This window comes from Pseudocitrobacter sp. 2023LY-00077 (assembly GCF_055796175.1).
On the sequence record NZ_JBSPEI010000012.1, the window covers coordinates 163758 to 181037 of the forward strand.

General features: G+C 51.5%; 14 protein-coding genes and 1 pseudogene. 9 read left to right on the plus strand and 6 right to left on the minus strand.

The window, feature by feature from the left end; translation table 11 throughout:
• The first annotated feature begins 7 nt into the window (after positions 1 to 7).
• The 4 genes from ACWWFX_RS16775 to patD are packed head-to-tail and all read left to right on the plus strand — an operon-like array spanning position 8 to position 4206.
• Positions 8 to 1021, plus strand: a complete 1014-nt coding sequence (locus ACWWFX_RS16775) for an ABC transporter ATP-binding protein (protein ID WP_456145513.1) — start codon at positions 8 to 10, stop codon at positions 1019 to 1021.
• Positions 1022 to 1963, plus strand: coding sequence for an ABC transporter permease (locus tag ACWWFX_RS16780; protein WP_473224309.1), 942 nt, complete (start codon positions 1022 to 1024; stop codon positions 1961 to 1963).
• Positions 1953 to 2759, plus strand: coding sequence for an ABC transporter permease (locus ACWWFX_RS16785; protein WP_473224310.1), 807 nt, complete (start codon positions 1953 to 1955; stop codon positions 2757 to 2759). Before ACWWFX_RS16780 ends, ACWWFX_RS16785 begins: the two co-directional genes overlap by 11 nt.
• A gap of 22 nt (positions 2760 to 2781) precedes the next feature.
• Positions 2782 to 4206, plus strand: coding sequence for an aminobutyraldehyde dehydrogenase (patD, locus tag ACWWFX_RS16790; RefSeq protein ID WP_276221355.1), 1425 nt, complete (start codon positions 2782 to 2784; stop codon positions 4204 to 4206).
• A gap of 107 nt (positions 4207 to 4313) precedes the next feature.
• On the opposite strand, the gene ACWWFX_RS16795 is transcribed toward patD, so the two are convergent.
• Positions 4314 to 4547, minus strand: coding sequence for a hypothetical protein (locus ACWWFX_RS16795; protein WP_473224311.1), 234 nt, complete (start codon positions 4545 to 4547; stop codon positions 4314 to 4316).
• Between the two features lie 189 nt (positions 4548 to 4736).
• Entirely contained in the window at positions 4737 to 5096 is a 360-nt protein-coding gene (locus tag ACWWFX_RS16800) for a DUF4156 domain-containing protein (protein WP_276221351.1), read from the minus strand.
• A 208-nt stretch (positions 5097 to 5304) separates the two neighbouring features.
• Here ACWWFX_RS16800 and ACWWFX_RS16805 point away from each other — a divergent pair, with 208 nt between their 5' ends.
• On the plus strand, positions 5305 to 5517 hold the full coding sequence (locus ACWWFX_RS16805; RefSeq protein ID WP_473224312.1) for a hypothetical protein: 213 nt from the start codon (positions 5305 to 5307) through the stop codon (positions 5515 to 5517).
• A gap of 75 nt (positions 5518 to 5592) precedes the next feature.
• Here the strand turns inward: ACWWFX_RS16805 and ACWWFX_RS16810 are convergent, their stop codons facing one another.
• Entirely contained in the window at positions 5593 to 5754 is a 162-nt protein-coding gene (locus ACWWFX_RS16810; protein WP_276221348.1) for a hypothetical protein, read from the minus strand.
• Between the two features lie 647 nt (positions 5755 to 6401).
• On the opposite strand from ACWWFX_RS16810, the gene ACWWFX_RS16815 reads away from it, so the two are divergent.
• A complete protein-coding gene (locus ACWWFX_RS16815) occupies positions 6402 to 7688 on the plus strand; it encodes a citrate synthase (RefSeq protein WP_276221346.1) in 1287 nt (428 codons plus the stop codon).
• A gap of 44 nt (positions 7689 to 7732) precedes the next feature.
• On the opposite strand, the gene ACWWFX_RS16820 is transcribed toward ACWWFX_RS16815, so the two are convergent.
• A complete protein-coding gene (locus tag ACWWFX_RS16820; RefSeq protein WP_473224313.1) occupies positions 7733 to 9715 on the minus strand; it encodes an alkyl/aryl-sulfatase in 1983 nt (660 codons plus the stop codon).
• Between the two features lie 251 nt (positions 9716 to 9966).
• Positions 9967 to 11017 (minus strand): annotated as a pseudogene (locus tag ACWWFX_RS16825) (OmpP1/FadL family transporter); the annotation flags it as partial.
• A 235-nt stretch (positions 11018 to 11252) separates the two neighbouring features.
• Here ACWWFX_RS16825 and ACWWFX_RS16830 point away from each other — a divergent pair.
• Together ACWWFX_RS16830 and ompA are read left to right on the plus strand one after the other, a co-directional pair.
• On the plus strand, positions 11253 to 11882 hold the full coding sequence (locus ACWWFX_RS16830) for a winged helix-turn-helix transcriptional regulator (RefSeq protein WP_473224314.1): 630 nt from the start codon (positions 11253 to 11255) through the stop codon (positions 11880 to 11882).
• A gap of 147 nt (positions 11883 to 12029) precedes the next feature.
• Positions 12030 to 13073, plus strand: coding sequence for a porin OmpA (gene ompA, locus ACWWFX_RS16835; protein ID WP_473224315.1), 1044 nt, complete (start codon positions 12030 to 12032; stop codon positions 13071 to 13073).
• A 71-nt stretch (positions 13074 to 13144) separates the two neighbouring features.
• On the opposite strand, the gene ACWWFX_RS16840 is transcribed toward ompA, so the two are convergent.
• On the minus strand, positions 13145 to 15121 hold the full coding sequence (locus ACWWFX_RS16840) for an alkyl/aryl-sulfatase (RefSeq protein ID WP_473224316.1): 1977 nt from the start codon (positions 15119 to 15121) through the stop codon (positions 13145 to 13147).
• Between the two features lie 325 nt (positions 15122 to 15446).
• On the opposite strand from ACWWFX_RS16840, the gene ACWWFX_RS16845 reads away from it, so the two are divergent.
• Positions 15447 to 17060 carry a mechanosensitive ion channel family protein gene (locus tag ACWWFX_RS16845; protein ID WP_473224317.1) on the plus strand — a complete coding sequence of 538 codons (1614 nt, stop codon included), beginning with the start codon at positions 15447 to 15449 and terminating at the stop codon, positions 17058 to 17060.
• Positions 17061 to 17280 lie beyond the last annotated feature (220 nt).

The window sequence follows — 17280 nt, forward strand, 5'->3', positions numbered from 1 at the left end:
GTGAAACATGACGTACGCAGTAGAGTTTCATGATGTCTCCCGTCTGTATGGTGAGGTTCGTGCGGTGGATGGCGTCAGTATTGCCATCCGCGACGGGGAGTTCTTTTCGATGCTGGGGCCTTCGGGCTCCGGTAAAACCACCTGCCTGCGGCTGATTGCCGGTTTTGAACAGCTTTCAGGTGGCGCGATTTCCATTTTTGGCCGTCAGGCCAGCGAGCTCCCGCCGTGGGAGCGCGATGTGAACACGGTGTTCCAGGATTACGCGCTGTTTCCGCATATGTCGATTCTCGACAATGTGGCTTATGGGCTGATGGTGAAAGGCGTCGGGAAAAAAGAGCGTCATGCGCGTGCACGGCAGGCGCTGGATCAGGTCGCGCTCGGGTTTGCGCACACGCGTAAACCGTCACAGCTTTCCGGCGGGCAGCGTCAACGTGTGGCAATCGCGCGTGCGCTGGTCAATCAGCCGCGCGTTCTGCTGCTGGACGAACCGCTGGGCGCGCTGGATCTTAAACTGCGTGAACAGATGCAGGTTGAGTTGAAAAAGCTGCAACAGGAACTTGGGATCACCTTTATTTTTGTCACCCACGATCAGGGCGAAGCGCTGTCGATGTCCGATCGGGTCGCGGTGTTCAATAACGGTCGTATTGAACAGGTGGACACGCCGCGTGAACTCTATTTGCGCCCACGCACGCCGTTTGTCGCCGGGTTTGTCGGCACTTCGAACGTTTTTGATTCGGCCCTGGCGACAACACTTTGCGCAATGAGCGGCGACTGGTCGCTGCGCCCGGAACATATTCGCCTGAATACGCCAGGAGAAATTCAGGCCCGCGGTGTGGTGCAGTCGGTACAGTATCAGGGGGCCGCCACGCGTTTTGAACTGCTGCTTGAAGGTGGCGGAAAACTGCTGGTTAGTGAAGCCAACGTCTCCACGGGCCTTACCCCCGGCGGGCCGCAAACCGGACAGACGGTGCTGGCATCGTGGGCACGCGACGCGATGGTGCCGCTGGATGGAGGGAGGTAAATGGAGATGAGTATCGGCAAATCCAGCCCTTCAGCCGGTTCCGCGCGGCTTTCCGGTTTGTTCTGGCGTAAGCCCGCGCTGGGGCTCTTTTTATTGTTGCTGGGGCCGTTGATGTGGTTCGGCGTCGTTTACTTTGGTTCGTTGCTGACGCTGTTGTGGCAGGGATTCTATACCTTCGACGATTTCACCATGTCAGTAACACCGGATCTCACGCTGGCGAATCTCCGGGCGCTGTTTAACCCGGCCAACTATGACATCATTTTGCGTACGCTCACCATGGCCATCGCGGTGACGATTGCCAGCGCCATTCTGGCATTTCCGATGGCGTGGTACATGGCGCGCTACACCTCGGGGAAGATGAAGGCGTTTTTCTACATCGCGGTGATGTTACCGATGTGGGCCAGCTATATCGTTAAGGCGTACGCCTGGACGCTACTGTTGGCGAAAGATGGCGTGGCGCAGTGGTTTCTCAACCATATGGGGCTCGGCAGTGTGTTAAGCGCAATTTTGACCGTGCCTGGCGTCGGCGGAAATACGCTATCCACCTCCGGGCTGGGGCGTTTTCTGGTGTTCGTCTATATCTGGCTGCCCTTTATGATCCTGCCGATTCAGGCGGCGCTGGAGCGTCTTCCGCCGTCGTTGATGCAGGCTTCCGCCGATTTGGGCGCACACCCGCGCCAGACGTTTCGCTATGTGGTATTGCCGCTGGCGATCCCCGGCGTGGCGGCAGGCTCCATCTTTACCTTTTCACTGACGCTCGGCGACTTTATCGTGCCGCAACTGGTGGGGCCGCCGGGCTATTTTATCGGCAACATGGTCTATTCCCAGCAGGGGGCGATTGGCAATATGCCAATGGCCGCTGCGTTTACGCTGGTCCCCATCGTGCTGATTGCGCTTTATCTGGCGTTTGTGAAACGCCTGGGAGCCTTCGATGCACTCTAATCGCGCACCGTTGTTCGTTCGTATCGCGGCCTGGGGCGGCGTGATATTTCTTCACTTCCCGCTGCTGATTATCGCTATCTACGCCTTCAACACCGAGGACGCCGCGTTTAGCTTCCCGCCGCAAGGGCTGACGCTACGCTGGTTTAGTGAGGCCGCCGGGCGCAGCGATATTCTTGAGGCGGTGACACTGTCACTTAAAATTGCCTCGTTATCGACGGCTATCGCGCTGGTTCTGGGTACGCTGGCCGCCGCCGCGCTCTGGCGTAGTGAGTTTTTTGGCAAAAACGCGATTTCGTTGCTGCTGCTGTTACCGATTGCTTTGCCGGGTATCGTGACGGGCCTGGCGCTGCTCAGCGCCTTCAAAACGGTGGGGCTTGAACCCGGTCTGCTGACGATAGTGATAGGGCACGCCACGTTTTGCGTGGTGGTGGTATTCAATAATGTGATTGCGCGTTTTCGCCGGACCTCATGGAGCCTGGTCGAGGCATCGATGGATCTCGGGGCCAGCGGTTGGCAAACCTTCCGCTATGTCGTTCTGCCGAATCTGGGATCCGCACTGCTGGCGGGTGGAATGCTGGCTTTCGCGCTGTCGTTTGATGAAATCATCGTGACGACCTTTACTGCAGGCCATGAGCGCACGTTGCCGCTGTGGTTGTTAAATCAGCTTGGCAGGCCGCGTGATGTTCCGGTCACCAATGTAGTGGCGCTTCTGGTGATGATGATTACAGCAATACCGATTTTAGGGGCATGGTGGCTGACTCGTGATGATGATACAGCGGCCAGCGGTGGTAAATAACTCAATCAGACAGGATACAGCGATGCAACATAACTTATTAATTAATGGCGAGCTGGTAGCGGGTGAAGGCGAAACGCAGCCCGTGTACAACCCGGCAACGGGCGCGGTATTGCTGGAGATAGCCGAGGCGTCTCCTCAGCAGGTGAACGCTGCCGTAGAGGCGGCCGACCGTGCCTTCGTCGAGTGGGGGCAAACCACGCCGAAGCACCGCGCGGAATGCCTGCTAAAGCTGGCGGATACCATCGAAGCGCATGCCCAAACGCTGGCAAAACTGGAGTCATTAAACTGCGGTAAACCATTACACTGCGTGCTGAATGATGAGCTTCCGGCTATTGTTGATGTCTTCCGCTTCTTTGCCGGTGCGGCGCGTTGTCTCAATGGCCTGGCGGCGGGAGAGTATCTGGAAGGGCACACGTCCATGATCCGGCGCGATCCGGTAGGCGTTGTCGCCTCTATCGCCCCGTGGAACTATCCGCTGATGATGGCGGCCTGGAAGCTGGCCCCGGCGCTGGCGGCGGGCAACTGCGTGGTGATCAAACCGTCTGAAATCACGCCGCTGACCGCGTTGGCGCTGGCCGAACTGGCGAAAGATATCTTCCCGGCGGGCGTGTTGAACGTGCTGTTTGGGCGAGGCAAAACCGTCGGCGACCCGCTGACCGGACACCCTAAAGTTCGTATGGTGTCGCTGACCGGTTCAATCGCCACCGGGGAGCACATCATTGCGCATACCGCATCCTCGGTAAAACGTACGCATATGGAGCTGGGCGGGAAAGCGCCGGTGATCGTCTTTGATGATGCGGATATTGATGCCGTGGTTGAGGGCGTGCGCACCTTCGGTTTCTACAATGCCGGGCAGGATTGTACCGCCGCCTGTCGCATTTATGCGCAGAAAGGGGTCTATGAGCGGTTAGTTGAAAAACTCGGCGCGGCAGTGGCCAGCCTGAAAATCGGCGATCCGAATGATGAGCGTACTGAACTGGGGCCACTGAGTTCGATTGCCCATCTTGAACGTGTTAGCGCGGCGGTAGACAAAGCGAAAGCGCTGCCGCACGTCAAGGTGATCACCGGTGGTCATAAGGCTGAGAGTAAAGGATATTACTTCCTGCCGACGCTGCTGGCGGGCGCGCAGCAGCAGGACGACATTGTACAGCGTGAAGTCTTCGGTCCGGTGGTGAGTGTGACCGCATTTGATGACGAAGCGCAGGTGCTGGCGTGGGCGAACGACTCACAGTATGGGCTGGCGTCTTCCGTGTGGACTCAGGATGTCGGCCGCGCGCATCGCGTCAGCGCGCGGTTGCAATATGGCTGCACATGGGTCAATACCCACTTTATGCTGGTAAGTGAAATGCCGCACGGAGGGCAGAAACTGTCGGGATACGGCAAGGATATGTCGCTGTACGGGCTGGAAGATTATACGGTCGTGCGGCATGTGATGGTGAAGCATTAAAATTCGCTAAGTGGCTGTATTGTATGCAGCCACTTCTTCGCTGTTTTCCGGTGGAAACTCGACACCGTCCAGGAATATCACTTCTGTTCGAGATAAAGACAGTTCACTTAGCTGTTAAGGTAGGGCAGACATGCCACAACGTCCTGAGGATGCTCGAAACTCTTAAGCCAGTCTCTGGCGTTGGCAATTGATTGTATCCTGTCATTAGTCACGCAGCCCATTTCCATCCGCGATAGCTGTGTAATGAGCGAATTAACGTTTATCTCTTTTTCGCTAAGAGCAAGAGCGAGCGCAGCTTCTCCAATAACAACCTGGCCTTTTTCGTCGTGTTGAATAGACAATTATCAATCCTCCATTTCACGTTGATGAAAACCTCAGTATTAACTCTAGATTAACTTTTTTATGTCGAATTTATTATGGGAATTTTCTTTGTGGTCAGAATGATAAAATTGCTGATGCCGGAAGGGGTATTATTGTTATTTAATTTTTAAATCTGGAATGAGTGAAAGGCCCGGTTATGGGCCTGATATTTACTCGGGGCAGCGATAAACATTGCCTGATAACGTGACATTGGTCTGTTCGGAAGAACCCGTACCGCCATAAGCGCCGCCGGTTTGGCCCGCTCTTTGCGTGATGAGCGCGACCACATTCCCGCCCATATTGGCCGCTTTATTTTTCAGATCATTACGCGCGCCAGTCTCAAGATTGCTGTTTGATGTCCAGCCGCCGGTAAAGAAATTGCCCTGGCTTCCGGTGATATCGCCAAGGAACTTACATTCGCGACCCGGTTCGTTATTCGTGACTCTTACGTGCGCGGCATTGCTTTGGACACTATTTGCGCTGCACCCGGCCAGGCTGATGACAAATAGCGCTATCATTTTCTTCTTCATTACTCATTATCCAGTTGCGATTTTTCCGATACAGGCTAATCGAGTTTTTGTGAATAATCAATGTGAGCAATTAATATAGTTAATGAATGTGGGATGAACAGACCTGAATTAATGTGACATATTTTGTTTCTCTTGGTGATTATTCTCATGCTGGATATTTGCATCCTGAGGGCTACGCTTATAAAGGTATCCTGAATCGGGAGGGGGTATGTTAACTCACTCTGAAGCGAAACGCTGGGCAGCGGTGATGCTCAAATCAGCCTTGTGTGATGGTATGCAGACAGAAGAGATATCGCGGCAGGTGCATCTAATATGCGACCATCATGGCAAAGAGTGCCTTGAGGAACTTATTGAGGAAATCTTGAAAGAGGCGGGACGACTCGGGCCAAAACACAGCTCTGGTGAATTAGTGCATCACTAACAAAGCTGGCATACACCGCCTTCGGGCGGTGTATTTTGCAATCTCCAGAACGATTGGGCTGGGCAATCACATTGATTAACGACCGCCCGGGCCACCATGACCATTGCCTGGTCCGCCTGAATGTTGGCCACCATGCCCGCCAGGACCACCGTGTCCAGCCGGTCCCCACCATGGTGCGCAACCGCTGACGGTTGCCGTCGCCAGAATAATGGCAAAGATCATCGCAAATTTTTTCATAACGCTTCCTGATACATTCTTCAATTGAACGCGGCATGTATAACACAGGTCTATATATCAGGATCGCAACGAGCGGTAATCTTCACAGAATCTCCCTGATTGTTGGTTCTTCAACCGTTTCTTCAGTGGTGAAAGCCAGGATTAACGCCAATGAACAGTACGGCAGGTCCGCTTTCAGACTGCGGGAGTAGAGAGAAGAAGAGGTAATATTGCGTCGGGTGCTTGAGGCTATCTGTCTCAGGCAAATATCAAAAGGCAGATAGAGAAAAGCCCCAGACTACATTCAACGTCCGGCAAGACGTTAAACATTAATCTGAGGCGATATCTACATGCGACACATAAAGATTAGCCTCTTACAGACCCTCGGGTCAAGGAGAAGCAGGCTATGAAACGGCAGCGTTCGGGCTTAATTGCCCTGGTTATCCCCGTCAATCTCATGTGCTGGCTGGTATCTTCAATGCACCCTTTTTCTTTGAATTTTTGAATGCGCAGCCATAAACAACCTCCGTTTTTTATCCATCGCACGTTTTATCGTTGTTTTAGCCGTTTACATCAAAGAATCGCCCCATCGCTCTGGTTATGTTGGTTTTTCTGCCTGAAATATTACCTCAGGTTATGGCTTTGTATTGCACAGGGGACACTTACCGATGGGTGCTAAACCACTAACGCTTTCTTTGGACGGGCAGGAGCCTGTGATACTGGACCGCGTGTCAGCAACGCTTGGGCACGATGGTATGGATATCCGGGCGCTGAATCAGTCTGGCTTATGCGGCTTTGATCCCGGTTTTTCTAACACAGCGGGCTGTCAGTCAGCGATTTCCTATATCGATACGGAAAAAAGCATTCTGCTACACCGTGGTTATCCGATTGAGCAACTGGCCAGTCAGTGCGACTTTCTGGAAGTGGCTTACATTTTGCTGGAAGGCCACGCACCGGACGAATCCCGTTATCAGGCATTCCGACAAAACATTACGCGGCACACGCTGGTGCATGAGCAGATGTCAAAGATGTGCAGCGGTTTTCGTCGCGACTCGCATCCGATGGCGCTGATGTGCGCCATGGTGGGGGCGCTGGCGGCGTTCTATCACGATGTGCTGGATGTGGAAAATCCCGAACACCGGGCGCTGGCGGCTACGCGATTACTGTCTAAAATGCCGACGCTTGCGGCAATGAGCTATAAATTTACCATCGAACAACCCGCGCAATATCCGCGTAACGATCTCTCCTATGCGGGCAATTTCCTGCACATGCTGTTTGCGATTCCAGCGGAAAAATATCAGCTTAATCCGGTGATTGAACAGGCGATGAACCAGATTCTGGTACTGCACGCCGATCATGGCCAGTGCGCATCGACCACGACGGTTCGCGCGGCGGGGTCATCGGGTGCGAATCTGTTCGCCTGCGTGGCGGCAGGGCTGGCCTCGTTGTGGGGCCCGATGCACGGTGGTGCGAATGAAGCCAGCATGCGCATGCTGGAAGAGATTGAAACGGTCGATCAGGTACCGGCGTTCCTTCGCAATGCGAAGCGGGACCCGCAGGCGTTTCGCCGTTTGGGATTTGGTAACTCGCGTTACCGCAATCTTGATCCTCGTGCGGCGATCCTGCGCGATACCTGTCATCGTGTGCTGAAGGAGCAGGGGATGTCCGACAGTCTGCTACAGGTTGCGATGGCGCTCGAAGAAGTGGCGTTGACCGATCCCTGGTTTGTTGAAAATGGACTGTCGCCGAGCGTGGATTTCTACACTGCGGTGATCCTGAAAGCGATGGGCCTGCCATCTTCCATGTTTGTGGTGGTGGCCGCGGTGGGCCGTACGCTGGGTTGGGTGGCACACTGGAACGAGATGCATCAGTCCCCGCTGACTATCTACCGTCCGCGCCAGATTTATACCGGCGAAACGCAACGGGATTATGTCTCCCGCCGCAGCAGTAAATAGCCGTAAAACGCCTTCTGCCAGGCAATGGCAGAAGGCGTTCGATTTTATGGCGTCACAATATTGAACCAGAACTCGAATTTATCCATATAACTTAGCATCTGATCGAGTTTTGCACTGTCTCCTGAAATTTTCACTTCACCCCTGGTCTGGGCTTGCTTCAGCGTCTCTTCTTGCAGAATAATTTTATTCAGTGTCGTGCGATTCAGTGCAATCGTCGCATCCGCATTATCTGCCTGTACGTTTGCTGTATGATTTAACACCCCGTTTTCAAGCTCCAGTTTATATTTACCGCCATCGTTTCCTAAATCGACATTGAAAATGGCTTTCGCATTGGCGGCTTTTTCACCATTAATGTGTACCGCGAGATAATCAAAGAACATCTCCGGAGACATTGCCCGTACCGTATCCGGGCTGGCGGTATTTGGCGTTGGGCCTTTCACTACGCCATTACGCAACTCCTGCGCGCCGGTGAGGTAGAAGTTACGCCACGGGCCTGATTCGGCCTGATAACCCAGTTGCTCCAGTGCATCCGCTTCCAGATGACGGGCCGCCTGATTATCTGGGTTGGCAAAGACTATTTTGCTGGTGACCTGTGCAACCCAGCGATAATTACCCTGCGCATAATCGGCTTTCGCTTTCTGCATAATCGCATCGGCACCGCCCATATACTCAACAAACTTTTTCGCCGAGGCTTCAGGCGGTAATTCATCAAGGGTTGCCGGGTTGCCATCAAACCAGCCAAGATAAAATACATAGGTGGCTTTCACATCGTGGCTAACGGAACCGTAATAGCCACGGCTCGCCCATGAACTGGCTAACCCGGAAGGGAGTTTAAAGTTATCGGCAATTTCATCACGCGTTAGCCCTTTATTTGCCATGCGTAATGTCTGGTCATTGATATAACGGTACATATCGCGCTGGCTTTTCATCAGATTGACGACGTTATTATTCCCCCATGTTGGCCAGTGATGCTGCGCGATGATAATCTCAGCATCACCGCCCCAGCGGTTGATAACATCATTAATATATTTTGACCAGGCCAGAGGATCGCGAATTTTGGCACCGCGTAAAGAGTAGGTATTATGCAGGGTATGGGTGACATCCTCCGCAGCTTCAATCATTTTTTTCTCTTTTACGTACCACAACATCTCAGAGGGCGCTTCAGAACCGGGAGCCATCATAAAGTCATAGGTCAGGCCGTCAATATTCTCCTGTTGTCCGGTTTCGGTAATATAGTTTGTTGGCTCAATCAGCGTAACTGTACCGGCTGATGTCGTGGTGCCTAATCCTGCGCCAACCTGACCTTTAACGTCCGGCTTCAGAAGATTACCGTACATATAGCTGGCCCTGCGGCTCATGGCATTCCCGGCCATAATGTTTTCGGATACGGCTTCTTTCATAAACCCGGCTGGCGCATAGATTTTAACCTTTCCGCTGGCAACATCAGCTTCGTTAACGACGCCTCTTACACCGCCGTAATGGTCAACGTGGCTATGGGTAAATATCACCGCAACCACCGGTTTTTTGCCCCGATTTTTATAGTAAAGATCCATCCCGACTTTCGCTGTTTCTGCCGAAACGAGAGGGTCGATAACGGTAATCCCGGTTTTACCCTCAATAATGGTCATATTCGAGAGATCAAGATTACGAATTTGATACACGCCATCGGTGACGTTAAACAGACCACCAATATTAATTAGCTGGGCCTGGCGCCAGAGGCTGGGGTTGACCGTGTCAGGCGCTTTGGCTCCCTCTTTGATGAAATTATATTGCTGTGGATCCCATACGACATTTCCTTTGTCACCGGTTATGACATTTGACGGTAATGCAGCAATGAAGCCTTTATGCGCGTTGGAAAAATCTGTGGCATCAGAGAAGGGCAATTGATTGTAAAGTGCTTCATTTGCGCTTTTGGTGTGTTCAGTGGCCGCTTTAGTATTTTCCTGTGCCATGGCAGAAAAGGAAAATAGTGATGTTGATAGCAGGCTGGTTAAAACCATATAGCCTGTAATTTTATTGAGTTTCATATATCCTCAATGAGTGGTTTTATTTGAGTAAATAATAATGATTACTATGCCTTCGTGTCATTGAAAGTCAGTAACCACCTGAGTATGTGAGTGAGTTTATTGGCTTAAGATATTCAATAGCCATAAGGATATCACTGTCGAGAAATACGGTATAACGTTAGATTGTTTAAAATTAAATGTTCTACCGTTTAAAAGGTATAGCTGTAGTTAGCACTTAAAAATAAAATTGCTGGATGCGCAAATTCACCTTTGATGGCGGGCGTAGAGACTTTTGCCGATTCCATTTTTAAGTACTCCACTGCAACACCAATGTTACTGTTTGGCGTAATTTGATATTGCCCGCCGAAACCCCATCGCCAGGCCTGCCCTGAGGGCATGGTCAATGCCGTATCGCCTTGTGTGCGATAAAAGCTGCTGTCCCACGCGACACCGGTATTCAGTCGCCATTTTTCGTTCGGCCTGTATTGCACGCCTAATGCGGTATGCCAGGTATCCTTTAGTCGATTATTATGCTCAATCGGGCTGCCATTTACGGCTATTTGATTCGTGTCGTAGGCACTCCAGTCCTGCCAGCCAAGATTACCCATAACGGACCATTGTTTATTAACATCATGTACCAGACTAAACATAACCTGCTGCGGAGCATTAACCTGTGCAGAAATGGGCAATGTATAGTTGGGGATATTACCGGCCTGTGGCAGTCGAGCGGTCGCATTAACTGAAAAATGATAGTCTGTTTTGCTTTGCCACGTTAGCCCCACACGAGTCTGTTTATTGATGTCGAACAGCATGCCAAGCCGATAGTTCATCGCCCAGTCGTGGTCTGTCTGTTTTTCGTCCCGGCCATTAACCTGACGCGTGAGGGAAAGGTAGCCGTAATTAATGTCCGGCGCCAGACCAACAGAGAGACGATCGTTCACTTTCCAGGCCCAGACCATAATTGCCGTACATACCTATTCCGACGGTGACATCGTTATTTATTCTTTGCGTATAAAACGCACTGGCTCCTGGAAACCATCCGATAATATTGCCCGGGCTTTTTCCCTGTAGCCCGGCATCGTTGTCCATTCTGTAATTTGCATCGCCATAGAGCGTCTGTAAGCCGCCGGTAACCATACGATCGGGTAATCGTGTCATTCCTGCGGGGTTAGTGGCGAGCGTTGAGGCATCCTGCGCACGGGCCGCTTGCCCGGCGGAAGCTAAGCCAGTGTCTTCAGTGGCTATCTCATAAAGATATAATCCTGCGGCGTGCGTAGGGCAGATAACGGCTATGCAGGTTAATAATAGAATGTTTTTTTTCATCGTATTTTGCTGCCTGAAAATTTCGTCAGTGTGTTGTGACGGGTGTGGGGAATGGCGGGTATCACAAAAAAATTTACATCAGTATAAGTTGAACACGGATTTGAAGGTGAACCGAATTTGTTTAAATATAAATTCTGCCTGCCTTCAGCAACGTAAGTGATAATGCCATTTTTAGTGCATTGCACTGAGATAGCGGTAAGCTATACTCCAGTCATTATTATTATCAGGAATCATAATGAATATATTGTCTCCCGTTCGACCAGAGGCCAGCATACAACGCTTGACGGCAGCCCTGGCTCCTGTCGCTGAAAGCGTAAGAATTCCGCCACGCAAGCGTATGACATGGACGCATAAAGGCAAGCAACAACTCTATATTTTTATGGAGGGTGAGCTCTCTATATTGCGGGCGTCAGATGGTTTGCTGATTGTTACCGTCTATGATCCGCATCTTTTTGGCATCGCAGAAATGATCCAACCGGTTCGTGGACATATTTTCCGGGTTGAAACCGAATCGACAATGTTGCGCGTCGATGCAACAAAGGCTACCGAGATTTTTACTAAAGAAGGTCTGTGGGCGGACGTCGCGGCATTACTTTCCTACCATACGGCATATCTTTTTTATCGGGACGCGCTAGTGGTGCAGCAGCGAACATACTCTGTCATCCGCAGCCATTTACTGGAGATGATTCTGTTACCCGATGCCACGCGGATGCGCACCTCTATCCTTGAGTATATTCAGGACCGTACGCTCTTATCGCGCAGTAGCATTTTGAACGTTATTTCTGCATTGAGCAAAGGCGAATATATCTCATTTAAAAGAGGTGGTTATCTGACGGCGATTAATAATCTCCCGGAAAATTTTTGACAGCCTGCATCTCTTAATGAGCAGGCTTGTCGTGCCATTGTCCAAAAATAAATAACAAATAGATTATCAGAGTGAGTGTTTGGATTTATTGTGAGCGCACTTAAACAGATACAGCGTTAATTTAAGCAAGCTCATAACGGGATATATATGAAAAAGACTCTCATTACTTTGATTATTGCCAATGCGTTTACGGCCTCAACGGCTTTTGCAGCGGCGGATGCGGGCACCTGGTACGGTGGTACTAAATTTGGTTGGTCACACTATTTTGATTCTCATACCAGTCAGGGGCAAGTTGATAACGCGCACAATAGCGATCAATTTGATTTTGATCGCGATAACGTGGGCGGTGGTGTCTTTACCGGTTATCAGATTACACCGTGGTTAGCGGTCGAAGGGGGATATGATTATCTGGGGAATATGCAAATTCAGGGTAATCATGGTGCGTCTGGCGCGAAAATGAAAAGTCAGGGCTTACAAATGTCGCTTAAAGCCAGTTATGGGCTAACCAGTAAATGGGATATTTATGGCCGGGCAGGGGCGATGGGGTATCGTGCAGAGTCTGATATCGGTGGGCATAATCGCTTTGAAACGGGAGTCAGACCGCTTGCGGCTGTCGGTACGGAATATGCGTTTAATAAAAATTGGGCAGGGCGCTTAGAATATCAATGGATCAGTAATGTCGGGAATGCTAATCAGATTGGCGTGAGCAGCGATGTCAGTTCGGTAACGGCAGGCATTTCATACCGTTTTGGTCAGCATGATGATGAGCCTGTTGTTAATACGCCGGTTGCCGCACCGTTGCCTGCGCCTGAACCGCAGCAGTTTAATCTCAAATCAGATGTGCTGTTTGGCTACGACTCAGCCCAGCTTTCTGCGCAAGGGAAAGCCGCAATCAACCAGCTTTATCATGCTCCAGGCTTACAGCCAACCAACAATAAAACAACGGTAGTGATTGGTTATAGCGATCGTATTGGCAGCGCAGATTACAACCAGCAATTATCAGCTCGTCGTGCCCAGGCCGTTGCTGATGAACTGATCGCCGAGGGATTCCCGGCACAAAATATCACTGCTGAAGGGCGAGGTGAAAGTGAACCGGTAAGCGGAAATCGCTGTGACGGGCAGTCGGGTAATCAACTGATTACCTGTTTGTCTGCGGATCGCCGGGTGGTCATTAATATTGCCGAAAAATAATTATCGCCAATGTTAATTCCTGTCTGAAATGACAAAGCACCCCGGTGATCGTGTCACCGGGGCGCTATCGGTTATGGTGTCACAATATTGAACCAGAACTCAAATTTATCCATATAGCCCAGCATTTCATCCAGTTTGGCACCGTTACCTGAGAGTTTGACTTCCCCTTTATCTTCAGCCTGTTTAAGCGTCTCTTCTTTCAGGATGATCTTATTCAGGGTCGCACGATCGAGGGTCAGGGTGGCGTCAGCATCTTTCGCTTCGGCATTGGCGGTGTGGTTCAGCACACCGTTTTCGAGCTCCAGCTTATATTTGCCACCGTCATTGCCAAGGTCGATATTAAATACCGATTTTGCATTACCGGCTTTCTCGCCGTTGATGTGTACCGCCAGATAATCAAAGAACATTTCTGGTGTCATCGCGCGAACGGTATCCGGGCTGGCGGTATTCGGCGTCGGTCCCTTCACCACGCCGTTACGCAGCTCTTGCGCGCCAGTCAGATAGAAGTTACGCCACGGGCCGGATTCGGCCTGATACCCCAGTTGCTCCAGCGCATCCGCTTCGAGGTTTTTAGCGTCCTGATTATTCGGATCGGCAAAGACTACTTTACTGACAACCTGTGCCACCCAGCGGTAATTCCCCTGGTCAAAGTCAGTTTTGGCTTTTTGCAGAATGGCATCCGCGCCACCCATATATTCCACAAATTTCTTCGCGGCTTCTTCCGGCGGCAGTTCGTCAAGCGTAGCCGGATTGCCGTCAAACCAGCCGAGATAGAGCACGTAAGTGGCTTTAACGTCATGGCTCACCGAACCGTAGTAACCGCGGTTCGCCCAGGTATGGGCCAGTGAATCCGGCAGCTTAAAGTTGGCGGCGATTTCATCACGGGTCAGGCCTTCGTTAGCCATACGTAAGGTCTGGTCGTTGATATAACGATACAGGTCACGCTGGCTTTTCAGCAACTTAACCACGTTATCATTGCCCCAGGTCGGCCAGTGGTGCTGGGCCATCAGGATTTCGGCTTTATCGCCCCAGCGGACGATCGCTTCGTTGATATATTTTGACCACGGCAGCGGCTCACGAATTTTCGCCCCGCGCAGGGAGTAGGTGTTATGCAGCGTGTGGGTCACATCTTCCGCGGATTCGATGAGTTTTTTCTCTTCGATATACCACAGCATTTCAGAAGGGGCTTCAGATCCAGGCGCCAGCATGAAGTCGTAGGTTAACCCGTCGATGACCTCTTTTTGCCCGTCTTTTTCAATGATATTGGTCGGGGCAATCAGGGTGACGGTGCCCGCTGAGGTCGTGGTGCCCAGCCCCGCGCCGACCTGGCCTTTGGCATCGGGTTTCAGCAGGTTGCCGTACATATAGCTGGCACGTCGGCTCATGACGTTACCCGCCATGATGTTCTCGGCCACGGCGGCCTCCATAAAACCGGCGGGCGCATAAATTTTGACTTTCCCGGACTTCACATCGGCCTCATCAACCACACCGCGTACACCGCCATAGTGGTCCACATGGCTGTGCGTATAGATAACCGCGACGACCGGTTTTTGTCCCCGGTTTTTGAAATAGAGATCCATACCGACTTTCGCCGTTTCAGCCGAAACCAGCGGATCGACGACGGTAACACCCTCTTTGCCCTCGATAATGGTCATGTTAGAGAGGTCAAGGTTGCGGATTTGATATACGCCGTCAGTGACCTCAAACAGACCGCTGATATTGATAAGTTGAGACTGACGCCACAGGCTTGGGTTAACGGTATCCGGGGATTTTTCCCCTTCTTTGATGAACGCGTACTGTTGTGGGTTCCAGATAACGTTCCCTTGTTCACCTTTGATAACGTCTTGTGGCAGTGCGGCGATAAAGCCTTTGTGGGCGTCGGTAAAATCGGTGTTATCGGAGAAGGGCAGTTGGTTGTAGAGCTGGTCGTTAGCGTTCTTCGTGGACGAGGTCGCTTCCTTTTGGCTGACATCGGCATAGGCCGGAATAATGAACGTGGATAATAAGCCAGCCAGGGCCAATTCTCTGGCTATCGGTTTCAATCTCATTGCAAGCCTCACTTTTTTAATGACTCAGCAGCAGTCGATGAAAGTTCAGAAAATGTATCTTTAGAAAAATCTTAAATAAAATTTAACTCACTGTTTACATTAGACAAGGTGGCTGGAATAACAAGGAAGTTGGCGAATAACGTTTATTTTTTTGTTAATTGTTTGTTTTTTAATCGTATTTTTTATCGATTTTCGATTTCAACAAGATGTTCTATTCCTGAGGCTATTGCACGAGTGAGCGGCTGGTCTATGCTGAAAAAAGACGAACGGCCGGTGCGCTGGCTTTTTGAATTAAAACGATAATCCTCGCGTCCCGGTGGCAGATATGAAAAGGGTACTGCTCGCGGTAATACTTTGTTTTTTCCCTTCTCTGGTGCTTTTTTCTCATGCAGCGGAACCTCGTCAGGAGCCGACGGAGCAGGAACGCGCACGGACGGTCTATATCTTCCACCAACCCATCGTCATGTTGCAGGCCAAATTTGGCCTCACCACGCCTGAAGAACGGGTGCTGCGCATCCATAATACGCTGCGAAACTTTACCCAGGCCGACGTTCAGTCGGCGTTAACGATCGTCCCTGTTGTGCGCTATAACCAGCAGGGGAGACTTATCGTGATGAACGGCAAGTCGGTAATGCTTCTGACGCAAGGCGATCTGGACGAAGGTGACGATCTCACGCTCGATCAGGCTGCACAGCGGGTGCTGGCGCGCATGGAAGCTCAACGCACGGCGCTGCGCGATCAGTATGACAGCGGCTGGCTGGCGCTGTCGGTAGTGAAAACGGTTGGCGGACTGCTGGGGTTGGTGGTGTTCTGGTATGGCGCTTATCGCTCATGGCGCGTAGTCAGACGCTATTACCGTCGGCGCATCATAGAGAATCGAAGCTGGCTCCCCCAGCGCTGGCGACGTTTTACCGGCGCTATCGAAACGCGGCTCTATGCGGTGTTGATGGTGATGTTAGGCATTGTTGCGTTGTATGCCTGGCTGCGCTGGGTATTCAGTTTGTTCCCCTGGACGCGCGTCTGGGGGGAATCATTGGGTGACTGGTCCGTACGCGTCGTGCGTGAGATTGCCCTGTCGATAGTCTCCGCCTTGCCGGGGCTATTGATCGTTCTGATCATCTTCGTGATTACCGCATTCATTCTGAAGTTGCTGAAAATGGTGCTTAATCAGGTTGAAGCAGGGCGGTTGCAGCTCCCTGGTATTCATCCAGAAACCGTCGGGGCGACCCGCAAACTGATATCGGTCGTGGTGTGGTTATTTGCACTTTCGGCGGCGTATCCCTTCCTGCCAGGGGCGAACTCGCTGGCCTTTAAGGGGATTAGCGTTTTCTTTGGGTTAATGCTCACGCTGGGCTCGGCGGGCGTGATGAACCACGCCATGAGCGGGTTAGTGCTGATTTATTCACGCGCATTACGCAAAGGCGATGTCATACGGGTGGCGGATAATGAAGGTCTGGTCAGTGAAATCGGTATGCTGGCGACAAAAATTATCACCCGTGAAAACTACGTTGTGACCGTTCCCAACGCGGTGGTGGTGAGTGGAAAAATCACTAACCTTAGTGCGCAGAGTGCGGATGGCGGTATCAATTTAACAGTGGGTGTGACGATCGGTTACGACACGCCCTGGCGTCAGGTTCATGCGATGCTGGAACTGGCGGCAAAACGGGCAAAAGGGATTGACCTGACGCTTGCGCCACTGGTGCGTCAGTTGAGCCTGATGGACTGGTATATTGCCTATGAACTTCAGGTGCGGTTGCAGCCGGGCCAGTCGCTGGCCACCGCCCGAAACGAACTGTTTAGCAATATTCAGGATGTCTTTAACGAATTCAACGTACAGATAATGTCGCCAAACTTTGTGATGCAGCCTGAGGGGGCGGTGATGGTTGCCAAAGAGAACTGGTACACGCCGCCTGCTGCTCCGCCTGAGGGCAGCAAATAGCGGGCAAATTAAATTCCTCTACACTTCAACGCGTTTTTCTTTCTCCGTGAAAAGTGGCTTGATTCATTCCTGAAATTCATAATACTGTATATAAATGGGTCTTCCCCGATCATGGTGGGAAGGCTCAGAACGCCATATTCAGCTTTCCGTAGTGGAACATCACCCCCAGTTTAAAGCGCTCCCGGTTTCGGTATCCCCTGGCTTTTATCCTCAGCAGCCT